The sequence below is a fragment of the Streptomyces graminofaciens genome, assembly GCF_030294945.1.
In the GTDB taxonomy this organism is placed as follows: Bacteria; Actinomycetota; Actinomycetes; order Streptomycetales; family Streptomycetaceae; genus Streptomyces; species Streptomyces graminofaciens.
In genome coordinates, this window is record NZ_AP018448.1 from 8617367 (window position 1) to 8640452 (window position 23086).

Consider the following 23086-nt stretch of genomic DNA (forward strand, 5'->3'; position numbering starts at 1 on the left):
AGTGACGGTCCCTCAGGCCACGGGGCGGTACTCGGTCTGTTCGAGCTGTTCGACGGTTTCCTGGCCTCGGTAGGTGGCGTGCGTGGTCGTGGTCGTGCGCCGGGCGACCACCGTCATCGGCACCGCGATCAGCAGCAGGCCGATGGCCAGGACCGTGCCCATCGCCGGGAAGCCCGCGTGGGCGGAGAGCAGGCTGCCGGTCAACGGGCCGGCCGCCGTACCGAGCGAGGACGCGGAGCCGATCAGGACCGCCCACCGGCCGCGCGGGTCGAGCGAGGCGGCGAGGCCGATCAGATACGACAGCACGACCGGGTAGAGCACGTTCCAGGCGATCTCACCCGTCGCGAAGGTCGTGAGGCCGGTCGCGGAGGCGCTCAGCACGATGCACGCCGCGATGAGCGCCGTGCCGCCGCCGATGGGCAGCGCACGGCCCAGACGCGCGCCCAGCGCACCCGCCCCCAGCACACCCAGCAGACCCGCGCCGAGCGCCGTCGCGAACACCGCGCCGACGGTGACCTCGGAGAGCCCGGCCTGGGTGGTGCCGATACGGCCGCTGACGCCCCAGAGGGAGTTCTGGGCGAGGGACCACAGCAGGAGGGTGACGGCCAGGGTCAGGCCGGAACGGCGGTGGGGGAGGGGGCCGTTGTCCTGGGCGGCCCTGACGGCCGTGGTGGTGGTCAGCCGGCTCGTCGCGGGCCAGGTGAGCAGGGCCGTGAGGGCCAGCGCCGCCAGGGGGAGGCCGTGGCCGGGGCCCAGTTGGGGGATCGTCAGATACAGCGCGCCGGCCAGGGCGGAGACGCCCAGCAGACCGAGCGTAGAGACCCGGTGCGGGTCGCGCTGCGCGGCGATGCCCCTCGCGGCGACGGCGGTCGCCGTGCCCGAGCCGAAGCCGCCGAGGACCGAGCCGACGACGACCACGGGCAGGGCGGTGGTGAGCGCGGCGGTGCCGTACCCGGCGGCGGCCAGCAGCAGCCCCGCGCGGGCGAGCCGACCGGGGCCGATCCGGTCCACCCGGGCGGCGAGGGTGAAGCCCGCCATGGCCGAGCCCAGCAGCAGCGCACTGCCGACAGCACCCGCCTCGGTGGCGGTGAGGGGGAGGGCCGAGTCGAGTCTGCCCACCGTGGTGGGCAGGAGATACGCGGCGAGATACCCAGCCGTGAAAAGGGCGACGAGGGGCCACGGCGGGGTGGTGGCGCGGGGGGACACGGGCGTTCCTGGACGTGCGAAGGTGCGGCTCATTGAGGGGGCTGGGCGGCTGTCGACGGACAGGTACGCGCGAAGAATTTGTATCAAGGGGTGGAGGAGGGACTGAGAGCGGGGGGTGTGATGTGGGGCACGTCGGGTTTGGGGTGGGCGTGGCCGGGTAGCGGATGGCGTCGCCGCTTACACGCCTGCCGCCCCCAACGGGCATGACTCATCGGCCTGTTACTGCGCGACGACCCCACGCGGGACGGCACGACCCTGACCGAGGAGATGCTCGCGGCCGTGGTCACCTTCCCGTTCGGCGCGGGCGACATGAGCACCTGTGTGTTCCTGCCGCACGCCGTACGGACCCGCGTCCGGCACCCCGATACGATGCGGCGCCTGCGGGAGCGGCCTGAGCTGATGCGTCGCTGCACGCTCTGAATCGGCGACGGCCTGCCCCGGATCGCACTAGGGCGTGTTTCGAAAGTGGCGTCGTCGGCCCGGAGGGCGGGGCCCGCGGCGTCTGGTGCGGTGCGTCGCAGGGCGGAGGGTCGTCCGCGTGGGTGTACGCGGATGATCCCGACAACGCGGCGAGGTGCCGTGCCAGGCGTCGCGGGGCAGACGGGACTTTCGAAACACGCCCTAGGGCCGGGCAGGCGTCAGGCCGAGTGGCGGAAGCCGATCGTGGGGACCGCGCGGCGCAGGGGCCACGGTTTGGCGGCCTCCTTCGGGAGCAGGTCCTCCAGGAAGGAGTACCGGCGCAGGGCGGCCGGGTCCTGGCCCTCCAACGACTGCACCCGGCGCCACCAGGCGGCGATCTCGGCCCAGCCCGGGGCGGAGAGTGAACCGCCGAACTCCTGGACGGAGAGCGCGGCCGTGAGACCGGCGAAGGCCAGCCGGTCCGCCAGCGGCCAGTCCGCCAGGGTGCCGGCCACGAAACCGGCGACGAACACATCGCCCGCCCCCGTGGGGTCGAGCGCCTCCACGGCGATCGCCGGCACCTCCGCGGTCTCGCCGGTACGCCCGTCCACCGCGTACGCCCCCTCCGAGCCCAGCGTCACCACCGCCAGCGGTACGTGCTCGGTGAGGGCGTGGGCGGCGGCGCGGGGGCACTCGGCGCGGGTGTAGCGCATGGCCTCGTCGGCGTTCGGCAGGAACGCCTCGCAGTGTCCGAGGTCGGCGAGCCCGGCCAGATCCCAGGCGCCGGTCTCGTCCCAGCCGACGTCCGCGAAGATCCGGGTGCCCTCGCGTGCGGCCTGTGTGATCCAGGGGGAGTGCACGCCGGGTTCGAGGGAGGCGACGGCGGCGCGGGCGCGGGGCGGGCACTCCGGCGCGGGCTCCTCCGGGGGCGCCGCGTGCCCGTGGGAGACCATCGTGCGCTCCCCCTCGTACGCCATGGAGACCGTGACGGGGGAGTGCCAGCCCGGGACCGTACGGGACGCGGACAGGTCGATGCCCTCGCCGCGCTCCAGGGTGTCCCAGCAGTACTCGCCGTAGTGGTCGTCGCCGAAGGCCGCCGCGAGGGAGGTTCTCAGCCCCAGGCGGGCCAGGGCCGTGGCCATGTTCGCGACGCCGCCGGGGCTCTGGCCCATGCCGCGCGCCCAGGACTCGGTGCCGCGCACCGGGGCGGAGTCGAGGCCGGTGAAGATGATGTCGAGGAAGACGGTGCCGGTCAGGTACACGTCCCAGGGCGGGTCGTCCGGCGTTCGCAGACCCATGAGGGGGTCCACCTGGGGCCGGAGGTACGGGCGCTCTCCCTTGGACGCGGTCACGATGTGCTCCCTGGCGTGGTGCGGATCAGGCCAGTGTGCACCAATCGCGGGGTGGGGTGACGTCGGTCACGCCGTGCTTCTGTCTTCACCCCCGAGCTCATACGCGTCGGCGGGGTCGAAGGGGGGCGGCAGCCCCTGGAGGAGGGGACGGGCAGGGGCTGCGGGGGCGGGAGAGGACTCGGTGCTACCAGCGGGGAACGGTCGGTGTCACCCACCCCGGCTCCGCGACCCGCATCGCCGCCGCATCGTCCCGCTCCCGCAGTGAACCGTCGTCGTCCAGCCACCGCTGATGCAGGAACGCCGGCTTGGCCCGGTCGAGTCCACTCCGAGACCCGGCGCGTCGGAGACCCGTACCCGCCCGTCCTCGAACGTGAGGCGCTCGGCCAGTACGTCCTCCGACTGCCAGGGGTAGTGGGAGTCACAGGCATGGTGGAGATCCGGGACCGTGGACGCCACATGGGTCATCGCGGCCAGGGAGATCCCCAGATGCGTGTTGGAGTGCATCGACACCCCGACCTCGAACGTGCGGCAGATGGCGGCCAGTTGAAGGGTGTTGCGCAGACCGCCCCAGTAGTGGTGGTCGGAGAGGACTACCTGGACGGCGTCACGCTCGAACGCCTCCTTGATCTCCGCGAAGGTCGTCACGCACATGTCTGGTGGCGAGGGGGACGTCGGTCCCGGCGGACACCTCGGCCATCGCGGTCGTACCGAGCGCCGGGTCCTCCATCTACTCCAGGACCTCCCCGAGCTCCTTCGCCACCTTGAGGGAGGTCTCCGGTCAGGGGGGCCGATCTGGCGCTGAGAGCCGTCCGCGCCCAGCCGCGCACAGCCCGCAGCCCGAAGACCGCGGCAAGCCCCGAGCTCTTCCGTACCGCCGAAAAGCCCTACGGCACTGTCAGTGCCTCGTCGTACTCTGGAAAGGGCAATCGAGCCCCACGGCTTCAAGGAGGAACCGCGGCCCCAGAGCCGGCCCATGACTCAGACACCCACAGCTCAGACCCCCGCGCAGGGGAAGGCGAGAGCGCAGTTCACCGTCCCGGCGGCCCACCCCATGGTCACCGTGCTGGGTTCGGGCGACTCCCTCCTGCGCGTGATCGAGAAGGCCTTCCCGGCGGTCGACATCCACGTCCGGGGCAATGAGATCAGCGCGGTCGGCGACGCCCTCGAAGTCGCTCTCGTCCAGCGCATGTTCGACGAGATGATGCTGGTGCTCCGCACCGGACAGCCGATGACGGAGGACGCAGTGGAACGCTCGATCGCCATGCTGAGAGCCAGTGACAACGGGCAGAGCGACGGCCAGGAGACCCCGGCCGAGGTGCTGACACAGAACATCCTGTCCTCGCGCGGCCGCACGATCCGCCCCAAGACGCTCAACCAGAAGCGGTACGTCGACGCCATCGACAAGCACACCATCGTCTTCGGCATCGGCCCCGCCGGCACCGGCAAGACCTACCTGGCCATGGCCAAGGCCGTCCAGGCCCTGCAGTCCAAGCAGGTCAACCGCATCATCCTGACCCGCCCGGCGGTCGAGGCCGGCGAACGCCTCGGCTTCCTCCCCGGCACGCTGTACGAGAAGATCGACCCGTACCTGCGCCCGCTGTACGACGCGCTGCACGACATGCTCGACCCGGACTCGATCCCCCGCCTGATGGCGGCCGGAACGATCGAGGTCGCGCCTCTGGCGTACATGCGTGGTCGCACGCTCAACGACGCCTTCATCATCCTCGACGAGGCCCAGAACACCTCGCCCGAGCAGATGAAGATGTTCCTCACCCGCCTCGGCTTCGACTCGAAGATCGTGATCACGGGTGACGTGACGCAGGTCGACCTGCCGAACGGCACGAAGTCGGGTCTGCGTCAGGTCCAGGACATCCTGGAAGGCCTCGACGACGTGCACTTCTCGCGGCTGTCGTCGCAGGATGTCGTACGGCACAAGCTGGTCGGCCGTATCGTCGACGCGTACGAGAAGTACGACAGCGCGAACGGCACCGAGAACGGCACGCACAAGGGCGACCGCCCCAAGGCGTCCGGGCACGGGCACAAGGGGAAGTAGACCAGCACGACCATGTCGATCGACGTCAACAACGAGTCCGGAACCGAGGTCGACGAGCAGGCGATCCTCGACATCGCCCGCTACGCGCTCGCACGGATGCGCATCCACCCGCTCTCCGAGCTCTCGGTGATCGTCGTGGACGCCGACGCCATGGAGCAGCTGCACATCCAGTGGATGGACCTGCCGGGGCCCACGGACGTCATGTCCTTCCCGATGGACGAGCTGCGGCCGCCGTCGAAGGACGACGACGAGCCCCCGCAGGGCCTGCTCGGCGACATCGTGCTCTGCCCCGAGGTCGCCGAACGGCAGGGCAAGGAAGCGCCCACGCAGCACTCCATGGACGAGGAGCTCCAGCTCCTCACCGTCCACGGAGTGCTGCACCTGCTCGGGTACGACCACGAGGAGCCCGACGAGAAGGCCGAGATGTTCGGCCTCCAGGCTGCCATCGTGGACGGCTGGCGCGCGGAGAAGGGCCACACCGGCCCGTCCCCGGCTCCGACCGTGTCATGAGCGCTTCGCTTCTCACCGGCGCGGTCGCCCTGGTCGTCGTCGCCTGGCTCGCCGCCTGCGCGGAGGCCGGCCTCGCGGTCATGTCCAGCTTCCGCGCCGAGGAGGCCGTACGGTCCGGTCGGCGCGGCAGCGCCAAGCTCGCCCAGGTCACGGCCGACCCCACGCGCTACCTCAATCTGGCCCTGCTGGTCCGCGTGGCCTGCGAGATGGCCGCCGCCGCGCTGGTCACCTACGCCTGCCTCCAGGAGTTCGACCGGACAGGGCAGGCCCTGGCCATCGCCATCGGCGTCATGGTCCTCGTCTCCTACGTCGCCGTCGGCGTCTCGCCGCGCACGATCGGCCGCCAGCACCCGCTGAACACGGCCACGGCGGCGGCCTACGTGCTGCTGCCGCTCGCCCGCATCATGGGCCCGATCCCGCCCCTGCTGATTCTGCTCGGCAACGCGCTCACCCCCGGCAAGGGCTTCCGCCGCGGCCCCTTCGCCTCCGAGGCCGAGCTGCGCGCGATGGTCGACCTCGCCGAGAAGGAGTCCCTGATCGAGGCCGAGGAGCGCCGCATGGTGCACTCGGTCTTCGAGCTGGGCGACACCCTCGTACGCGAGGTCATGGTCCCGAGGACCGACCTGGTCGCCATCGAGCGCTACAAGACCATCCGCCAGGCCCTCACGCTCGCCCTGCGCTCCGGCTTCTCGCGCATACCGGTCACGGGTGAGAACGAGGACGACATCGTCGGGATCGTCTATCTGAAGGACCTGGCCCGCAAGACGCACATCAGCCGGGACGCCGAGAGTGAACTGGTGTCCACGGCCATGCGCCCCGCCGTCTTCGTCCCCGACACGAAGAACGCCGGCGACCTGCTCCGCGAGATGCAGCAGGAGCGCAACCACGTCGCCGTCGTCATCGACGAGTACGGCGGCACGGCCGGCATCGTCACCATCGAGGACATCCTCGAGGAGATCGTCGGCGAGATCACCGACGAGTACGACCGTGAACTGCCGCCGGTCGAGGAGCTGGGCGAGGACCGTTACAGGGTCACCGCCCGCCTCGACATCACCGACCTCGGCGAGCTGTACGGCCTGGACGCGTACGACGACGAGGACGTGGAGACGGTGGGCGGGCTGCTCGCCAAGGCGCTGGGCCGCGTCCCGATCGCCGGCGCCTCGTCGGTCGTCGAGTTGCCGGACCAGCGGGAGCTGCGGCTCACGGCGGAGGCCGCGGCCGGCCGCCGGAACAAGATCGTCACGGTGCTGGTGGAGCCGGTCGGGCCCGCCGGAGCCGTGGACGGGGAGAAGAAGGAGTCCGAGTGACCCCGGAGGACCTGCGCGCCTTCTGTCTGTCCTTCAACGAGGCCGTCGAGGACTTCCCCTTCCGCCCCGAGATCTCCGTCTTCAAGGTGCTGGGCAAGATGTTCGCGCTGAGCTGGACGGACCAGCGGCCCCTGAAGGTCAACCTCAAGTGCGACCCCGAGGACGCGGTCCGGCAGCGCGGCGAGCACCCCGGTCTGATCGCTCCCGGCTACCACATGAACAAACGCCACTGGAACACGGTGACGGTCGACGGCGAGCTCCCGGACCAGCTGGTCCGGGAGCTCATCGAGGACTCGTACGACCTGGTCGTGGCCGGTCTGCCGAGAGCGGACCGGCTGCGCCTGGACCGTCCCTGAGGTCGCTCACCCGGGGTGGGCGACCCGGGCGATCAGTTCCCTCTTGAGGACCTTTCCGCTGGGGCCGAGGGGGAAGGCGTCGACGAACAGCACCTCGCGCGGGTACTTGTACGCCGCCATCCGTTCCTTCGCCCAGGCCACGATCTCCGCGGCGAGCGCGGCGTCCTGCTTCGTGCCCGGCCGGGCCACGACCACCGCGTACACCTCCTCGCCATGGACCTCGTGCGGGATGCCGATGACGGCGACCTGGTCGATCGCCGGGTGGCGGGTCAGCACCTCCTCCACCTCGCGGGGGTACACGTTGTAGCCGCCGCGCAGCACCATGTCCTTCTTGCGGTCGACGATGGTCAGACAGCCGTCGGCGTCCTTGACGCCGATGTCGCCGGAGCGGAACCAGCCGTCCACGATCGCCCTGGCGGTCGCCTCGGGCCGGTTCAGATAGCCGGCCATCACGTTGTGCCCCCGGATGACGACCTCGCCCCGCTCACCGGCGGGCAGCAGTTCGATCGCGTCCTCGACGTCCGCTCTGGCGATCTCGACGTCGACACCCCAGATCGGTCTGCCCACGGTGCCCGGTCTGCGCGGCCACGCCTTCTGGTTGTAGGCCACCACCGGAGAGGTCTCGGTCAGGCCGTAGCCCTCGTAGACCGGGCAGCCGAACGTCGCCTCGAACTCGTCGAGCACCTTCACCGGCAGCGCCGCGCCGCCCGAGAACGCGCGGTCCAGCTTCGTCGGCCGGGGGTCGGCCCGGGCCTCGGCGAGCAGTGCCAGATACATGGTCGGGACGCCCATGAACAGCGTGCAGTGCTCGCTCCCCATGAGGTCGAGCGCCTGGCGTGCGTCGAACCTCGGCATCAGCACCAGAGTCGCACCCGCCTGGAAGCAGGTGCTCATCCCGCAGATCTGGCCGAAGGTGTGGAACAGCGGCAGCGCGCCGAGCAGCACGTCGTCGGGCCGGAAGTCGAACGGTGAGTGCAGCGTCGTGGTCACGTTCATCACGACGTTGAGATGGGTGATCATCGCCCCCTTGGGGCGCCCGGTGGTGCCTGAGGTGTAGAGGACGACCGCGAGGTCACCGGGGGCGCGCGGGACGTACCGCTCGATGGGCGTGGCCGACTCCGCGAGCGCGTCGAGACGCGGCGGACCCCCGCTCTCCTGGTTCTCCTCCTTAGCCACGGTGAACACGGGGGTGCCGGTGGCCGCCGCGCCTCTGCCGCCCTCGGGCAGCAGGGGCGCGGCGCAGATCAGCGCCTTCGCGCCGGAGTCGCGCAGGACGTAGGCGATCTCGTCGGCCCGGAGCAGCGCGTGCACCGGTACGGCCACCGCGCCGAGGGCGAGGACGCCGAAGTACGCCATCGGGAAGTGCGGTGTGTTGGGCAGGAGCAGGGCGACCTTGTCGTCGGGGCCGATGCCGTGGTCGCGCAGCACGGCGGCGTAACGCCGGGCGCCGGCCCACAGGTCGCGGTACGAGAACTTCCGCGAGTCGAAGACGACCGCCGGGTGGTCCGGGCGGCGCAGGGCGGACTCGGCGAGTACGGCGGCTACGGACAGGGACATCCGCGCCTCAGCCGCCCGCACCCGCCGCCAGCCGCGCCCTGTCCGGTTTCCCGACACGGGTGAGGGGCAGCTCCGGGCGGATGCCGATCTCGGCCGGGACGTGCTTCGGGGAGAGCGCGGTGCTCACATGGTCGCTCAGCTCCGCGGCCGTGGCGGTGCCGCCGTCGCGCAGGACGACTGCGGCGTGCATGTGCTCGACCCGGTCCTTGTCCCGTACACAGAACACCGCCGCCTGGACGACGTCCGGATGGGCCATGAGGGTGTTCTCGACCGTCAGGGGTTGGATCTTGATCCCGTTGGTCTTGATCACATCGGCGACCCGGCCAAGGATGTGGATGTAACCGCGCTCGTCGACGCGGCCGAGGTCGCCGGTGTGCACCCAACCGTCCCTGACCGTACGGGCGGTCAGCTCCGGGTCACCCACGTACCCGCGCATCGCGAACGGCGAGCGCACACAGATCTCCCCGGTCGCCCCGGCCGGCAGATCGGTGTGGTCGTGCTCGTCGCGGATCCGGATCTCCCCGGCCATCGGGCGCCCCACGGTGAGCCGCAGCTCGGGGTCCGCGTGCTCGGCCGGGGTGAGCATGCTGATCGCGGCGGCCTCGCTCGTGCCGTAGATCTGGAAGAGCACTTCGCCGAAGATCTTGACGGCGTCGGCCAGCCGCTCCGGGGACGCGGGGCAGCCGGTGTAGCAGAGCATCTGGAGGCTGGAGAGGTCGGTGGTGGTGACCTCCGGGTGGTCCATCAGCAGATAGAGCTGCGGGGGCGAGAGCAGCGTGCGGGTGATCCCGTGCTCCGCCACGGCCCGCAGGACCGCGCCCGCGTCGAAGCCGTCGTGGATGACCACCGATCCGCCGGACGCGAGCGAGTCGTCGGCCAGCGCGCCGCTGGAGTGGCTCATCGGCAGCGTGGCGAGATAGGCGCCCCGCCAGGCCATCGTCAGTCCGGCGGTGATGTAGCCGTTGCGCGTACGGAAGTCGACGGCGATGCCCTTGGGCCTGCCCGTCGTACCGCTGGTGTACGTCACCACGGCGGCCCGGTCGAGCGGGATCTCGACGGCGGACGGGTCGAACGCGTCGGCGTCCCCCGCAGTCACGTCGAGCACGTCGGCGGCGAGGTCGCCCCAGCCGAGGAGGGTGGGCGGAGCGGGGAGCCGGTCGCACAGCTCGCGGGCGAGAGCGAGGTGCTCGGCGTCGACCGCCAGATGTGTCGCCCCCGTCTCCGCGAGGATGGTGAGCTTGGCGTCCGTGGCGATCCGGTCGCCGGGGTCGACCGCGTTGGTGGTCTGGAGATGGACGACGGTGGCGCCGGTGAGGTTGGCCGCGTACCGGAGGATGAGGGTCGCGGGGGAGTTGGTGACGGTCAGGATGGCGACGACGGGTGCGTCCGCGTCATCAGAGCTTTCGCCGGCGTGTCGGCGCAGGACCTGTGCGGCGGAGCGGACCGAGCGGGTCAGCTCGTCCCCGGTCAAGGTCTCGTCGCGGCACGACAGGACGACCTGCTCGGGTTCGGCGGACATCACCTCGAGGATCTGGCTGACGTACGTCTCGCGCGCGGAAATGGACGCGTGCGCAGGCGTGGATCCGTCTTCGGGCGTGGATCCTTCCTTGGGCATGGAGTCGTCCTCGGGCATGGATTCGTTCTCAGGCATGGAAGAGTCCCGATCTGGCGTAGGTCGGCTGCTTGAGGTCGTGCCGAGTCGACGTCAGACCCGTGCCGCCGAGGCCTGCTCGGGGTTCTGCGCGCGGGGCAGCTCCAGTTCCGTCCAGATGCCGTCCAGCGCCTCGACGAATTTCCGCACCTCTTCGGCGGAGTGCACGGCTCCGGGGGCGATCCGCAGGATCTCCTCGCCGACCCGGACGCTCGGCGCGTTGATCGACTGGACATAGATGCCGTGACGTTCCAGCAGGATGTCGGAGGCCTTCTTGCAGGTGGTGTCGTCGCCCACGAGGACGGACACGATGTGGGACCTGTCCGAGATGAAGGGAATTCCGTGCTCCTTGAGGAGCCGGTGCATCGACTGGGCGTTGTCGCGCAGTTTGTCGCGTTCCGTGTCCGAATTCCTCAGGTGCCGGACCGCGGCGAGACTGCCGGCCACGAATGCCGGGGGCAGCGCGGTCGTGAAGATGAAGGAGCGGGAGAGCCCGCGCACGGCGTCGATGAGGACGGAGGGGCCCGCGATATAGCCGCCGGTGGTGCCGAATCCCTTGGCCAGCGTTCCCATGATCACGGTGAACTCGTCGGCCATTCCCAGACTCGCGGCGATGCCCGCGCCCTGCGGCCCGTACATTCCGACCGCGTGGACCTCGTCGAGGAAGGTCATCGCCTCGTACCGCTTCGCGATGTCGACGATTTCCGCGAGTGGCGCGATGTCGCCCGCCATGGAGTAGACGGATTCCATGACGATCATCTTCGGGCGGTCGGGGTCGACCGCGGCGATCAGCTCCTCCAGATGGGCGCAGTCGTTGTGGCGGAAGATGTGCTTCTCGGCGCGGCTGTGCCGGAGGCCGTCGATGATCGAGGCGTGGTTCAGCTCGTCCGAGAAGACGACGCAGTCCTTCAGGCGCCCGGCGAGGACGGAGAGGGCGCCGTCGTTCGCGGTGTAGCCGGAGGTGAAGAGCAGCGCGTCCTCCTTGCCGTGCAGGTCCGCGAGTTCCTTTTCGAGCAGTACGTGATAGTGGTTCGTGCCGCCGATGTTCCTGGAGCCGCCTGCTCCGGCGCCGTACTCGTCGATTATTTCCTTGATCGCGGTGAGTACGCTGGGATGCTGTCCCATTCCCAGATAGTCGTTGCTGCACCAGACGCTGATCTCTGCGGAGGTGCCGTCCAGGGTGCTCGATGCCGCCGGAAAGCGACCGGCAAGTCGGCCGATCTCCAGGAATTCCCGCTTTCCTCCGGCGGCCTCTAATTCCTTCATGTGCTGGGAAAAGGCAGGCATGTACTGGGCCATGACGAAATGCAGCTCCATCCCGTTTTGCGTCGGCAATGGGCGGGTCACCATTGGGCAATGGGCGGTCACCATTGTCCGAGTCGGAAGAGATTCTCCCGGCGGGCCATATCGTCTGGGTATCGCGGGCCGCGACACGGGGCCCGACGTGCGGGGTGGTTCATGGTCCGGGGAGGGGTGGGGGAGCGGTGGAGTGTTCCGTACGGCTACGTATGCTCGGCTCATGAACGACAGCAGCGCGCTCGACCCCGAGGACCGCAAGATCGTGACCCTGGCCCGTTCCGCGCGGGCCCGCAACGGTGTGCCCGAGGGCGCTGCCGTGCGCGACGACACGGGGCGTACGTATGTCGCCGGCACGGTGGCCCTGGATTCCCTCCGGCTGAGCGCCCTCCGTACGGCGGTGGCGATGGCGGTGGCGTCCGGGGCGAAGTCTCTGGAGGCGGCGGCGGTGGTGACGGACGCGGGGACCGTCCCGGAGGAGGACCGCGCGGCCGTGCGGGACCTCGGTGGCGTGGGGACGCCGGTGTTGGTGGCCGGGGTGGACGGTGTGGTGCGGGTGACGCTCACGGCGGGTTGAGTTTCCTCGCCCCCGCCGCCCCCCACCCACCGAACGACTTCGGCCACTTTCCCCGCCGCAACCACAACCCGCACCCCGTCTCTTGCAATCGCAGGCCCTCCACGTCTCAATGGAACCCGCCGATCCGACGGACCGTCAGATTCCGTTCCACCGGCGGTAGTTGGCCGTGGACCGTCGCCCCCGAGGCCACACCACGACCACCGTCGGACCGCTCCGCGCGGGCCACCCGCTGCACCGTCCCCACACGGCAGGTCCCGCACGGCCCCCCACCCGGCCCGTACGAGGAAAGGGAAGCCCACCGATGAGACGCTCACTCACCCGCTCACGTACACGCCCGCACCCGCGCAAACACCGCACCCTCGGCGTGGCCCTCGCCACGGGGGCCCTCGCCACAGGTGCCCTCGCGTTCGCACCGGGCGCCGCCGCCGTCACCCCGGCCACCGCCACGATCACCGCGAACTGCGGTATCTACGGCTCCGGCCAGGCCACGCTCACGGCGACCCAGTCCGGCACGGCCGCCACCATCACCCTCACCTCCTCCATCGCCGCCCCGCTCGCCCTCTCCGCGGACTCGATCACCTCGACGCTCACCTTTGTGAAGGCGAGCGGCGGCACGACCGTGTTCAGTGGCACCAAGAACCCGGCGATGGCCACCGGCGACGCCGTCACCGTGGGCCCGCTCTCCGGCACGGTGGCCCCCGGCGACAGCCTGGACGCGTACGGCGGCTCCCTGAAGATGGTCATCTTCGGGATCACCGTGACCTGCAGGGCGCAGGGACCGCAGTTGCCCGGCCCCTTCGTGTTCGACTGAGCCCGACCCCGTTCCACGCATCAGCCCCCGCGTCCCTGAGAGGGGGACGCGGGGCCCTCCGCACCAGAACTGACGGGTCATCACCAAATTTCCGCGTCTCCATTGACTTCTCACCCGACCCACCCGTCAATGGCCCCCTGTCGGCGCAGAAGAGCCGCTGCGCACGCATCCCTCAGGAGGGGCTTCCCATGGGTACTAGGGATACAAGGGACACCAGGGGTACGGGGAGGCCGCCACCGGCCGCCCGAAGACGGCGTATCGCCGCGCTGCTCGGCGCGACCGCGCTCGCGGTCACCGCGGGCGGCACGCTGGCCGCCCCGGCCGGCGCCGCCTCCGCCCAGTCCACCGACGTGGACTTCGCGACGCACTGTGTCCCGCCGCCCATCGCGGGCCTCCCCGCGATCGACGGCACCACCACCGCGAACATCGCCGTGAGCGACACGACGCCCCAGGTCGGCGACACGGTCACCGTCACCTACACCGTGGTCAAACCGGCCGCGAGCAACCCCACCGACCTCGCCCTGCCGGCCGACATCATGACCCCCACCGGCAAGGTCGCCCTCGGCGGCGCGCAGACCGGTGACGTCACGGTCGCGGGCCCGAAGAAGAACGACCCGGTGCCGGGCCGCGGCGCCTTCCCGTCGTTCTCGATGACCGGCACCTTCACGGTCACCCAGCCGGGCACGATCACCCTGTCGCCCGGCGACTACAACATCCACACCAGCTACATCCTGGAGCTGGACACCCCCTGCACGGTGACCAACCCGCCCGCCCCGGTGTCGGAGAGCGTCACCGCGACGGAGGTCGGTCAGCCCAACACCCGTGCCATCGAGCTGGGTTCGGCCTCCGGCGCCCCCGGTGACGCCGTCACCGTCACGGGCAGCGACTTCACGCCGGGCGCCACCGTCACCCTGGCCGGCCGGGCCGGGGACACCCAGACCGCTGACACGGCGACCGTGACCGCCGACGGCTCGGGCGCCTTCAGTGGCTCGCTCGTCGTCAACGACCGCACGACGACCGGTGTCGTCGCGTACGAGGGGAGCGCGTGGAGCGCGGAGAAGGGCGCCGGTCCCGCCGTGTACGTCGTCGTCGACGACACCCCGGTCCCGGAGGGGAGCCAGAAGATCACCACCACCGTGCGCGCGGGCACCCTCTCCATGACCCAGACCGGGGACACCGTCCAGCTGTCACCGGTCGAGTACGGCAAGGGCGGGGCGTCGACCGGCGACCTGCGGACGGTGACCGTCAAGGACTTCCGCGGCGGCCCCGCGGGCTGGTCCCTGACCGGCAAGGTCACCGACTTCACCGGTCCAGGCGCCAAGATCGACGCCGGGAAGCTCAGTTGGACCCCGGCGTGCGTCACCCAGGCGGGCAGCCCGAGCACCTGCCGGGCCGGTTCCGCCGGCACGGTCGGCACCTCGGGGGCGACCCTCGCGTCCACCCCCGACGCCACGCTCACCGGCGGCGAGTTCACCGTCGACGCCAAGCTCTCCCTGGACGTACCGGCGTTCACGCCCGTGGGCTCGTACTCCGGCGTCCTCACCCTCACGCTCACGTGACCGTACGGGCGCCCGTCCCCGACGGGTCCGCACCCGCCCGTCCGTCCTCGCTCACGTGGGGGTCCGCACCCATGCGCAAGCTGTACGTCCTGCTGCTCTGCCTCTTCTTCACGGCCGCCGCCGGCCCCGCGTACGCCGCCGACAACGGCAGCTGGTCCGTGTACCCGATCTCCTCGCAGATCTCCACGCGCCCGTACTTCGTCCTCACCGCCGACCCCGGGCAGACCGTCGAGGACAAGGTGGTCGTCGCCAACAAGACGGGGAAGCCGCTGACCTTCCGGCTGTACGCGGCCGATGCCTACAACACCGCGCGTGACGGCGGTTTCGCCGTGCGGACGCTGAAGGAGCGGATGCGGGGCGTGGGGGCGTGGGCGAAGCCCGCGAAGTCCCGGGTGACCGTGCCCGCCCACGGCAGGGTCACCGTTCCCGTCACGATCCGGGTGCCCGAGGACGCCGAACCGGGCGACCATCCGGGCGCGCTGGTGGCGCTGGACGAGCGGGTCGACCGCGGCGAGGGCTCGGTGGCGCTCGGCGTGCAACGTGCCGTCGGCGCCCGGATCTACCTCCGCGTGGGCGGCCCGACCCTCCCCGCGCTGGCCGTCGAGGACTTCCGCCTGACCCGCCACCAGCCTCTCGTCCCCGGCCTCGGCGACAGCACGGCGACGGTCTCCTACACCCTCCACAACACCGGCAACGTCACCCTGAGCCCGAAGGTGGAGCTGAGGGCCGAGGGCCTGTTCGGCCGTACGCTGCTGGCCCGCGACCTGACGAAGGTCCCCTCCGAGCTGCTGCCCGGCCAGAGCGTACGGCTCAGCGAACAGTGGCGGGGCGCGCCTCAGCTCGACTGGGGCGACGTGACGCTCACGGCGAGCGCGAAGGACACCCGGGAGTCGGCGGGCGCGTCCTTCCTGGCGGTGCCGTGGCTGATGGCGGCGATCCTGCTGGCCGCGGCGGCCGTAGGAACGTTCCTGCTGGTCAGGTCGCGGCGGAGGCGAGCCTCGGCCAGGAGCGTGACCAGCGCGAACGCCGTGCCGGCGGGGGAGCCGCGGGAGGCGCTTCACGTGTCGTCTCGAGCTCCGCGACGCTGATCCCCATGACGCCTCCGTCTCAGAGCGCGTCGGGGCCGCGCTCGCCCGTCCGCACCCGCACCACCGTCTCCACCGGCAGGGCCCACACCTTCCCGTCCCCGATCTTCCCCGTCTGCGCGGCCTTGACGATCGCGTCGATGACGTCGTCCGACGCGGCGTCCTCGACGACGACCTCGATGCGGACCTTGGGGACGAGGTCGACCTGGTACTCGGCGCCGCGGTACACCTCGGTGTGGCCGCGCTGCCGGCCGTAGCCGCTGGCCTCGGTGACGGTCAGACCGTGCACGCCGATTTCCTGCAGGGCGGTCTTGACCTCGTCGAGGCGGTACGGCTTGACGATCGCGGTGATGAGCTTCATGCCTGGCTCTTGGCTTTCTGAGCGGAGGGGGCGGAGGGGGCGGAGGGGATCACGAGGGAGGAGCTGACCGGGGCGCCATGGCCCAGGACGCCGTGATCGTATGCCGTCTCGGCGTGCACCGTAAGGTCGAGACCGGTGTGCTCCTCGTCCTCGTCCGTACGGAAGCCATGGCATTGTCGAGCAGCCGTCACCCGATCCGGTGATCGGTCCCGAACGCCGGTGGCATCTCGCACGGGTGCGTACATTCGGTGATCGTGAAGCTGGTGGTGCAGGTCAGACTCTTGCCGACGCCTGGGCAGGCGGCGGCGCTTGAAGCGACCCTCGCCGCCTGCAACGAGGCTGCCACCTGGGTGAGCGAGGTCGCCTTCACACGGGGCGAGTTCAAGAATTTCGCACTGCGCAAGGCCACCTGTGACCAGGCCAAGGAGCGGTGGGGGCTCGGGGCGCAGGCCGCCCAGCACGTCATCAAGAAGACATGCGACGCGTACGCAGCTCTGAAGGCGAACCTGCGGGCCGGGAACCTGGGCAGGCCGGGCTCGAAGCGGTACCGCCGGGCGGCCGAGAAGCCGGTCTCCTTCCGCCCCGAGGGCGCGCAGCCCTATGACGACCGCATGCTCTCATGGCAGATCCACGACCGCACGGTGTCGGTCTGGACGGTGCGGGGGCGGGTGAAGGAGGTGGCGTTCACTGCATCCGCACAACAGGTGGCCACCCTGGCCCAGCACCGCAGGGGCGAGTCCGATCTGGTGTACCGGGACGGCATGTGGTTCCTGAACGCCACCTGCGAGGTGCCCGAGGCATCGCTGAACACCGAGCCGGTGGACTTCCTTGGCATCGACCTGGGCATCGTGAACATTGCCACCACCTCGGACGGTGAGATCCTGGCCGGGCGTGAACTCAACCGCGTCCGGACACGGGAACGCGGTCTGCGGCGGAAACTCCAGAAGAAGAACACTCCGTCCGCCAAACGCCGACTGAAGAAGCGGCGGCGCAAGGAGGCGCGGCGGGCCAAAGACGTCAACCACAAGATCGCGAAACATGTGGTGGCCGAGGCAGAACGCACCTCGTGTGGTATCGCCCTGGAGGACCTGGGTGGGATCCGTGAGAGGGTACGGCTTCGCAAGCCCCAACGGGCCACCCACTCCAGCTGGGCTTTCGCCCAGCTGGGGCAGTTCATCGCTTACAAGGCCCGCAAGGTGGGAGTGCCGGTGGTGTACGTCGATCCGGCGTACACCTCGCGCACCTGCGCCGAATGTGGGTACATCGACAAGGCGAACCGGGTCTCCCAGGCCTGGTTCGCGTGCCGGTCGTGCGGATTCGTTGATCACGCAGACCGGAACGGCTCCCGCAACATCCGCGCCCGTGCGTGGGAATTGTGGCGACGCGGGGCCCAGTCAACGGCCCCTGCTCCACCACCACAACAGCCGGGTGGAGCTGGACGCAAGCGACGCATCACTGCCAGTGATGCCCGTTGTGCAAGCCCGGCGCTTTAACGCCGGGTAGTTGACCTTGAACTTCCAGCTCACGACGTACGAGAGAGGGCTTCGCGTACGGCGGGGCTCTGTCGATCAGGGACAATGGGCGCCATGAGCGTGCGTACCCAGTCATCCGAGCAGCCGGCCGAGGCCGCCCACCGCGCGGGCTTCGCCTGCTTCGTGGGCCGCCCCAACGCGGGCAAGTCCACCCTCACGAACGCTCTGGTCGGCCAGAAGGTGGCGATCACCGCGAACCAGCCGCAGACGACGCGGCACACGGTACGAGGCATCGTGCACAGGCCGGAAGCCCAGCTGATCCTGGTGGACACGCCGGGCCTCCACAAGCCGCGCACGCTGCTGGGCGAACGCCTGAACGACGTCGTACGCACCACCTGGGCCGAGGTCGACGTGATCGGCTTCTGCCTGCCGGCGAACGAGAAGCTCGGCCCCGGTGACCGTTTCATCGCGAAGGAACTGGCGTCCATCAAGAAGACGCCGAAGATCGCGATCGTCACGAAGACCGACCTGGTCGAGAGCAAGCAGCTCGCCGAACAGCTGATCGCCATCGACCAGCTCGGCAAGGAGCTGGGCTTCGAGTGGGCCGAGATCGTGCCCGTCTCGGCGGTCGCCGACAAGCAGGTGGACCTGCTGGCCGACCTGCTCGTCCCCCTCCTCCCGGAGGGCCCCGCCCTCTACCCCGAGGGCGACCTCACCGACGAGCCCGAACAGGTCATGATCGCCGAGCTGATCCGCGAGGCGGCCCTGGAGGGCGTCCGCGACGAGCTCCCCCACTCCATCGCCGTCGTCGTCGAGGAGATGCTCCCCCGCGAGGACCGCCCCGCCGACCGGCCCCTCCTCGACATCCACGCCTTCGTCTACATCGAGCGCCCCAGCCAGAAGGGCATCATCATCGGCCCCAAGGGCAAGCGCCTGAAGGAGGTCGGCATCAAGTCGAGGAAGCAGATCGAGGCGCTGCTGGGCACCCCGGTCTTCCTGGACCTCCACGTGAAGGTGGCGAAGGACTGGCAGCGGGACCCGAGGCAGCTGCGGAAACTGGGATTCTGAGACGGGCGCGGTCTTCGTGGGTGTGAGCGCCCTCGGCGTACGGACCCTCACCCCCCGTGTCCCTACTCCACCCCCCGAATCCGCCTCACGAACACCGCCCCCGCCAGTCCGATGACCGCCGACACCGCGTACAGGGTCCGGTAGCCGCCCAGATACGTCACGATCGGTGCGGCCAGGACCGGGGCGGCCACCTGGGGGAGGGAGTTGGCCACGTTGATGACGCCCAGGTCCTTGCCGTGGTCACGGGCCTCGGGGAGTACGTCCGTCATCAGGGCGAAGTCGACCGAGGCGAAGACACCGAAGCCGAGGCCGAGGAGCGCGGCGGCGACGACCGTCGCGGGCCAGGTCGGCCAGGCCGCGATCACTCCCGCCGCGACCCCCATCACCAGGCCCGACCAGGTCACGAAGGGCTTCCGGCGGCCCTCTCGGTCCGACCACACACCGGCCACCACGACCGTCGCGAGCAGCATCCCCGCGTTCACCGCCGTCAGGATCAGCACCCCCCGCTCGGGGTCGGGGTGGTGGACCCGGTCCCGCAGGTAGTACAGCAGGTACAGGACGCCGATGCTGTTGCTCAGGTTGACCAGGAAGCGGGTCAGCCAGGCCCAGCCGAAGTCCGGGTGGCGGCGTGGGCTCAGCCAGAAGGAGGACAGGAACCGCCGCCAGGACCAGGGCGGCCGGGCCGTCGGGGGCAGGCGCAGGTCCCGGTGGCCGAGTACGTACGGCGCCACGCCCGCCAGGGTGAACAGCGCGCACGCCGCGTACCCCGCCCCGACGCTTCCCCCGACCGTGGCCAGGGCGGTGCCTCCGACCACGCCCAGGATCTGCGCCGCGCCCAACCAGCCGCCGACGGCACCCCGTTGGAGCCGCGGCACCCGGTCCGGTACGGCCGCCGTGACCGCGGCCCAGGACGCGTTCAGGGCCAGCTGGACCAGGCACCAGCCGGCGATCAGCGTCCACAGCCCGCTCGCTCCGGCCAGCAGCACCAACGACAGCGCGCCACCCACCGCCCCCGCCACGATCCACGGCGTACGGCGGCCCCACCTGGACGTCGTACGGTCCGACAGGGCGCCGAACACCGGGGTGGCGAACAGGGAGACAACCGCTCCCGCGCCCGCCACCCACGCCAGCATCGTCTCCTTCGACATCCCGGCGCCGGGCGCGAAGTCCTCCGCCTGGGCGGCCAGCAGGATCTGCAGCGGGCCGTACCAGCCCACCCAGATCGCCCAGTTGGCGAGGGACAGGGCGGCCGTCCAGCCCCGGCCGACCCGCGCGACGGGCTCTGCGAGGACCGCTGACGGGTCGCGCTCGGTGGCCTCCGTCATCGTCCTTCGTTCTGCGCCCGCAGCAACTCCCGGTACCACCCGTACGACGCCTTGGGCGTCCGCGCCAACGTGTCGAAGTCCACGTGGACCAGGCCGAAGCGCCGTGCGTAGCCCTCCGCCCACTCGAAGTTGTCGAGCAGGGACCACACGAAGTAGCCGCGGACGTCCACGCCCGCCTCCGACGCGCGGTGCAGGGCGCGGACGTGGCCGTCCAGGTACGCGATCCGCTCCTGGTCGTCGACGCCCTCGTACGAGCAGCCGTTCTCGGTGATGACGATCGGGGGGAGGCGGTCGCCGTAGCGGTCGCGGAAGGTGGTCAGTAGTTCCGTGAGGCCCTCCGGTACCACCGGCCAGCCGAAGTCCGTCGTCGGGACGTTCTCGATCTGCTTCACCGTGAAGGGGAGTTCGGCGGGGATCGTGATGCCGCCGAACTCGATGTCCTCGCCCTCGGGGGCGGCCACCCGCGTCGGCGCGTAGTAGTTGACGCCGTACCAGTCGATCGGCTCCGAGATGATCTTCAGGTCCGACGAGATGTCGGTGCCCGGCATCAAATCGCCTATTCCGTCGGGGTATTCGCCCAAGAGGATCGGCTCCGCGAAGAGTCTGTTCAGGAGCAGGTCGTAGAAGGCCGCCGCCTCCACGTCCGGCTGCTCCTGCGACGCCGCCCACGTCGGGCCGTGCGAGTTCGCGATGCCGATGTCCGTGGCGCCGGCCGCGCGCAGCGCCCGTACCGCCAGACCGTGGCCCAGCAGCTGGTGGTGGGCCACCGGGAGCGCGTCGAACATCAGTTGCTTGCCCGGCGCGTGCGTGCCGAGCGCGTGGCCCAGCAGGGTGTGCTCGGCTGGCTCGTTGAGGGTGATCCACTTGGTGACGCGGTCGCCGAGGCGGTCGGCGACGACGGCCACGTACTCGGCGAAACGCTCGGCGGTGTCCCGGTTCAGCCACCCGCCCGACTCGGCCAGAGAGCTCGGCAGGTCCCAGTGGAAGAGGGTCGGGACCGGGCGTATGCCCGCCCCGGCCAGCTCGTCCACCAGGCGGTCGTAGAAGTCGAGGCCGTTCGGCGCGTTCACCCTCGGCCAGGAGATCGAGAAGCGGTACGCGCCCACGCCCAGGTCGCGCAGCAGGGCCACGTCCTCGGGGTAGCGGTGGAAGTGGTCGCAGGCCACCGCGGCCGTCGAGCCGTCCTTGATGTGGCCCGCCTCGGCCGAGAAGGCGTCCCACACGGAGGGCTCGCGCCGGTCCGCCGCGCCCTCGATCTGATGCGCGGAGGTCGAGACGCCCCACAGGAAGTCGGCCGGGAACTGGGGTATCGGGTTCGTCGCCATGGGCGGGATCATCCGTACCACGGGTAACGGAAGTCAACGCCCCAGGGAGAAGGACCCGTTACGCCCCTTACCTACGCCCCGCCCATGTCCTTTACGCCCCTTCCTTCAGCACGCGCGAGATCAGCGTCCGCTGCTCGTCCGTCAGCCTCGGATCGGCGCAGTACACCGTCTTCCCGTCCACCGTGATCTCGTACGCGAAGCCGTCCGGCACGCCGAGCGGTGGCGTGCCCCGGCCGGCGGCGAGTGCCCGCTCGGCCAGGGCGTGCCAGTCGTAGGCGTCGGGCCGTCCCGAGGTGTTCACCTCGGCGAACCGCTCGATGCCCGCGAAACCGCCCGTGCGCCTCACCTGAATACGCATGGGTCAATGTCTAGTACGGATCGACGGAGAACTACAGCGTCCGCACCCCCACCTGCTCCCACGCCTTCTGCACGGCCTGCAGCTCGTCGCCCTGCCCGTAGCGGGCCCTGGCCGCCGCGACCGTCAGCGTGGCGAACTCGGCGAACATCGACTGCTGCTTCAGCTCGCCGCCCGTGAGCACGTCGTACCAGATCTGGCCCGCCCGCTCCCAGGCGTGGCCGCCGAGGGCCGTGGCCGCGAGGTAGAACGCGTGGTTGGGGATGCCGGAGTTGATGTGGACACCGCCGTTGTCGCGGCCCGTGCGGACGTAGTCGTCCATCGTCGCCGGCTGCGGGTCCTTGCCGAGGACGTCGTCGTCGTACGCCGTGCCCGGGGCCTTCATCGAACGCAGCGCCGTGCCCGTGACGCGCGGGGCGAGCAGGCCCGCGCCGATCAGCCAGTCCGCCTCGCCGGCGGTCTGGCCGAGCGTGTACTGCTTGATCAGCGAGCCGAAGACATCCGACATGGACTCGTTGAGCGCGCCCGGCTGGCCGAAGTACGTCAGGTTCGCCGTGTACTGCGTGACGCCGTGGCTCAGCTCGTGGCCGATGACGTCGACCGGGAGGGTGAAGTCGAGGAAGATCTCGCCGTCGCCGTCGCCGAACACCATCTGCTCGCCGTTCCAGAAGGCGTTGTTGTAGTCGCGTTCGTAGTGCACGGTCGCGTCGAGCGGCAGCCCGTTGCCGTCGATCGAGTCGCGCTCGAACGCGGTGAGGAACAGCTCGAAGGTCGCGCCCAGGCCCGCGTACGCACGGTTGACGGTGGCGTCCTTGCCGGGCTCCTCGCCCTCGTCGCGCACCTTCCTGCCGGGCAGGCTCGTGCCGTGTGCGGCGTCGTAGATCGAGCGGTGCGGTTTGCCGGCCTCGGCTCCGGCGGGGGTGGCGACGGCCGCGGCGCCGATGACGGTGGTCAGCCGTCGGTGCGTGCGCTCGAAGGCGTCTCGCTCCAGGGTCCGGCGCGCGGCGCCGGCGAGCGCGGAGTCCTCGGCCTGGGCGAGCTTGTCGAGGACGTGGGGTGGTACGACTGTGCAGAAGACGGGCTCATGGCCCCCGTTTGTCGTCATCCCCGCACGATTGCACTCCGTTAGGGGCATGTCACTAGGGGCAACCGTGATTGGTGAAATGTTGCCGTATGGGTTGCGTTTCGTGGTCGCCGTGTTACTTGGGGTTGTGTTCGGGCTTTCCGTGCGTTGTGGTTGCTCGCGCCCACGCGGCGGAGCCGCAAATCGATACAGCCCCGCGCCCCTGAAGGGCGTGATTGTGAGCCTTTGCACTAATTGAACCCATTGCTGGTCTCGTCCCGCATACTGATACAGCCCTCCCTCGGAAACGTGACTCGGTTAGGCTGCGTCGCATCATGCGTTTCGGGCTGCTTCTCCTTAGCTGCCGCGGCGAGGGCCTGTAGTCGAGGCCGACCCCC

The 23086-nt window shown here is 70.4% G+C and carries 21 protein-coding genes and 2 pseudogenes; 11 read left to right on the forward strand and 12 right to left on the reverse strand.

Annotation, left to right across the window (positions count from 1 at the left end):
• Positions 1-12 precede the first annotated feature (12 nt).
• Positions 13-1206 (reverse strand): MFS transporter, encoded by a 1194-nt coding sequence (locus tag SGFS_RS37865; RefSeq protein ID WP_286256702.1) that lies wholly within the window; start codon positions 1204-1206, stop codon positions 13-15.
• Between the two features lie 267 nt (positions 1207-1473).
• Here SGFS_RS37865 and SGFS_RS37870 point away from each other — a divergent pair, with 267 nt between their 5' ends.
• A complete protein-coding gene (locus SGFS_RS37870) occupies positions 1474-1626 on the forward strand; it encodes a hypothetical protein (RefSeq protein WP_286256703.1) in 153 nt (50 codons plus the stop codon).
• A gap of 218 nt (positions 1627-1844) precedes the next feature.
• Here the strand turns inward: SGFS_RS37870 and SGFS_RS37875 are convergent, their stop codons facing one another.
• A complete protein-coding gene (locus tag SGFS_RS37875; RefSeq protein WP_286256704.1) occupies positions 1845-2957 on the reverse strand; it encodes a carbohydrate kinase family protein in 1113 nt (370 codons plus the stop codon).
• Positions 2958-3141: 184 nt separating this feature from the next.
• A pseudogene (locus tag SGFS_RS37880) lies at positions 3142-3732 on the reverse strand (enolase C-terminal domain-like protein); the annotation flags it as partial.
• Positions 3733-3930: 198 nt separating this feature from the next.
• Here SGFS_RS37880 and SGFS_RS37885 point away from each other — a divergent pair.
• From SGFS_RS37885 to SGFS_RS37900, 4 genes are read left to right on the forward strand one after another with little or no spacing between them, the layout of a single operon-like run.
• The gene (locus SGFS_RS37885) at positions 3931-5010 is read left to right on the forward strand and encodes a PhoH family protein (protein WP_286256705.1); all 1080 of its coding nucleotides are present in this window, start codon (positions 3931-3933) and stop codon (positions 5008-5010) included.
• 12 nt (positions 5011-5022) lie between these two features.
• A complete protein-coding gene (ybeY, locus tag SGFS_RS37890; protein ID WP_286256706.1) occupies positions 5023-5520 on the forward strand; it encodes an rRNA maturation RNase YbeY in 498 nt (165 codons plus the stop codon).
• Positions 5517-6827 (forward strand): hemolysin family protein, encoded by a 1311-nt coding sequence (locus tag SGFS_RS37895; RefSeq protein ID WP_286256707.1) that lies wholly within the window; start codon positions 5517-5519, stop codon positions 6825-6827. Before ybeY ends, SGFS_RS37895 begins: the two co-directional genes overlap by 4 nt.
• On the forward strand, positions 6824-7183 hold the full coding sequence (locus tag SGFS_RS37900) for an MmcQ/YjbR family DNA-binding protein (protein ID WP_286256708.1): 360 nt from the start codon (positions 6824-6826) through the stop codon (positions 7181-7183). The genes SGFS_RS37895 and SGFS_RS37900 overlap by 4 nt, the downstream gene beginning before the upstream one ends.
• Before the next feature lie 6 nt (positions 7184-7189).
• Here the strand turns inward: SGFS_RS37900 and SGFS_RS37905 are convergent, their stop codons facing one another.
• The 3 genes from SGFS_RS37905 to hemA are packed head-to-tail and all read right to left on the reverse strand — an operon-like array spanning position 7190 to position 11690.
• Complete coding sequence (locus tag SGFS_RS37905; RefSeq protein WP_286256709.1) at positions 7190-8740, reverse strand: long-chain-fatty-acid--CoA ligase; 1551 nt, start codon at positions 8738-8740, stop codon at positions 7190-7192.
• A gap of 7 nt (positions 8741-8747) precedes the next feature.
• A complete protein-coding gene (locus SGFS_RS37910) occupies positions 8748-10391 on the reverse strand; it encodes an AMP-binding protein (RefSeq protein ID WP_350284046.1) in 1644 nt (547 codons plus the stop codon).
• Between the two features lie 54 nt (positions 10392-10445).
• On the reverse strand, positions 10446-11690 hold the full coding sequence (gene hemA / locus SGFS_RS37915; protein WP_286260269.1) for a 5-aminolevulinate synthase: 1245 nt from the start codon (positions 11688-11690) through the stop codon (positions 10446-10448).
• Between the two features lie 220 nt (positions 11691-11910).
• Between hemA and SGFS_RS37920 the strand changes: the two genes are divergently transcribed.
• From SGFS_RS37920 to SGFS_RS37935, 4 genes are all read left to right on the forward strand, one after another.
• Positions 11911-12264 (forward strand): cytidine deaminase, encoded by a 354-nt coding sequence (locus SGFS_RS37920; RefSeq protein ID WP_286256710.1) that lies wholly within the window; start codon positions 11911-11913, stop codon positions 12262-12264.
• Between the two features lie 301 nt (positions 12265-12565).
• Positions 12566-13075 carry a hypothetical protein gene (locus SGFS_RS37925; protein ID WP_286256711.1) on the forward strand — a complete coding sequence of 170 codons (510 nt, stop codon included), beginning with the start codon at positions 12566-12568 and terminating at the stop codon, positions 13073-13075.
• A 188-nt stretch (positions 13076-13263) separates the two neighbouring features.
• Positions 13264-14634 carry a beta-xylosidase gene (locus SGFS_RS37930; protein ID WP_286256713.1) on the forward strand — a complete coding sequence of 457 codons (1371 nt, stop codon included), beginning with the start codon at positions 13264-13266 and terminating at the stop codon, positions 14632-14634.
• Positions 14635-14705: 71 nt separating this feature from the next.
• Positions 14706-15722 (forward strand): WxL protein peptidoglycan domain-containing protein, encoded by a 1017-nt coding sequence (locus SGFS_RS37935; RefSeq protein ID WP_286256714.1) that lies wholly within the window; start codon positions 14706-14708, stop codon positions 15720-15722.
• A gap of 19 nt (positions 15723-15741) precedes the next feature.
• Here the strand turns inward: SGFS_RS37935 and SGFS_RS37940 are convergent, their stop codons facing one another.
• On the reverse strand, positions 15742-16080 hold the full coding sequence (locus SGFS_RS37940; protein WP_286256715.1) for a P-II family nitrogen regulator: 339 nt from the start codon (positions 16078-16080) through the stop codon (positions 15742-15744).
• Positions 16077-16247: pseudogene (locus SGFS_RS37945) on the reverse strand (ammonium transporter); the annotation flags it as partial. The pseudogene SGFS_RS37945 and the gene SGFS_RS37940, both read right to left, overlap by 4 nt.
• A gap of 87 nt (positions 16248-16334) precedes the next feature.
• Between SGFS_RS37945 and SGFS_RS37950 the strand changes: the two are divergent.
• Positions 16335-17573: an RNA-guided endonuclease InsQ/TnpB family protein gene (locus tag SGFS_RS37950; RefSeq protein WP_286256716.1), complete on the forward strand. Its 1239-nt coding sequence runs from the start codon at positions 16335-16337 to the stop codon at positions 17571-17573.
• An 84-nt stretch (positions 17574-17657) separates the two neighbouring features.
• The gene (gene era, locus SGFS_RS37955) at positions 17658-18620 is read left to right on the forward strand and encodes a GTPase Era (protein WP_286256717.1); all 963 of its coding nucleotides are present in this window, start codon (positions 17658-17660) and stop codon (positions 18618-18620) included.
• A gap of 62 nt (positions 18621-18682) precedes the next feature.
• Here the strand turns inward: era and SGFS_RS37960 are convergent, their stop codons facing one another.
• The 4 genes from SGFS_RS37960 to SGFS_RS37975 all read right to left on the reverse strand — a co-directional run bounded on the left by SGFS_RS37960 (position 18683) and on the right by SGFS_RS37975 (position 22730).
• Positions 18683-19945: an MFS transporter gene (locus SGFS_RS37960; protein ID WP_286256718.1), complete on the reverse strand. Its 1263-nt coding sequence runs from the start codon at positions 19943-19945 to the stop codon at positions 18683-18685.
• The gene (locus SGFS_RS37965; RefSeq protein WP_434028118.1) at positions 19942-21282 is read right to left on the reverse strand and encodes a GH1 family beta-glucosidase; all 1341 of its coding nucleotides are present in this window, start codon (positions 21280-21282) and stop codon (positions 19942-19944) included. Before SGFS_RS37965 ends, SGFS_RS37960 begins: the two co-directional genes overlap by 4 nt.
• Positions 21283-21361: 79 nt before the next feature.
• The gene (locus tag SGFS_RS37970; RefSeq protein WP_286256720.1) at positions 21362-21628 is read right to left on the reverse strand and encodes a protealysin inhibitor emfourin; all 267 of its coding nucleotides are present in this window, start codon (positions 21626-21628) and stop codon (positions 21362-21364) included.
• A 31-nt stretch (positions 21629-21659) separates the two neighbouring features.
• Positions 21660-22730 (reverse strand): M4 family metallopeptidase, encoded by a 1071-nt coding sequence (locus tag SGFS_RS37975; RefSeq protein WP_286256721.1) that lies wholly within the window; start codon positions 22728-22730, stop codon positions 21660-21662.
• Between the last annotated feature and the right edge of the window lie 356 nt (positions 22731-23086).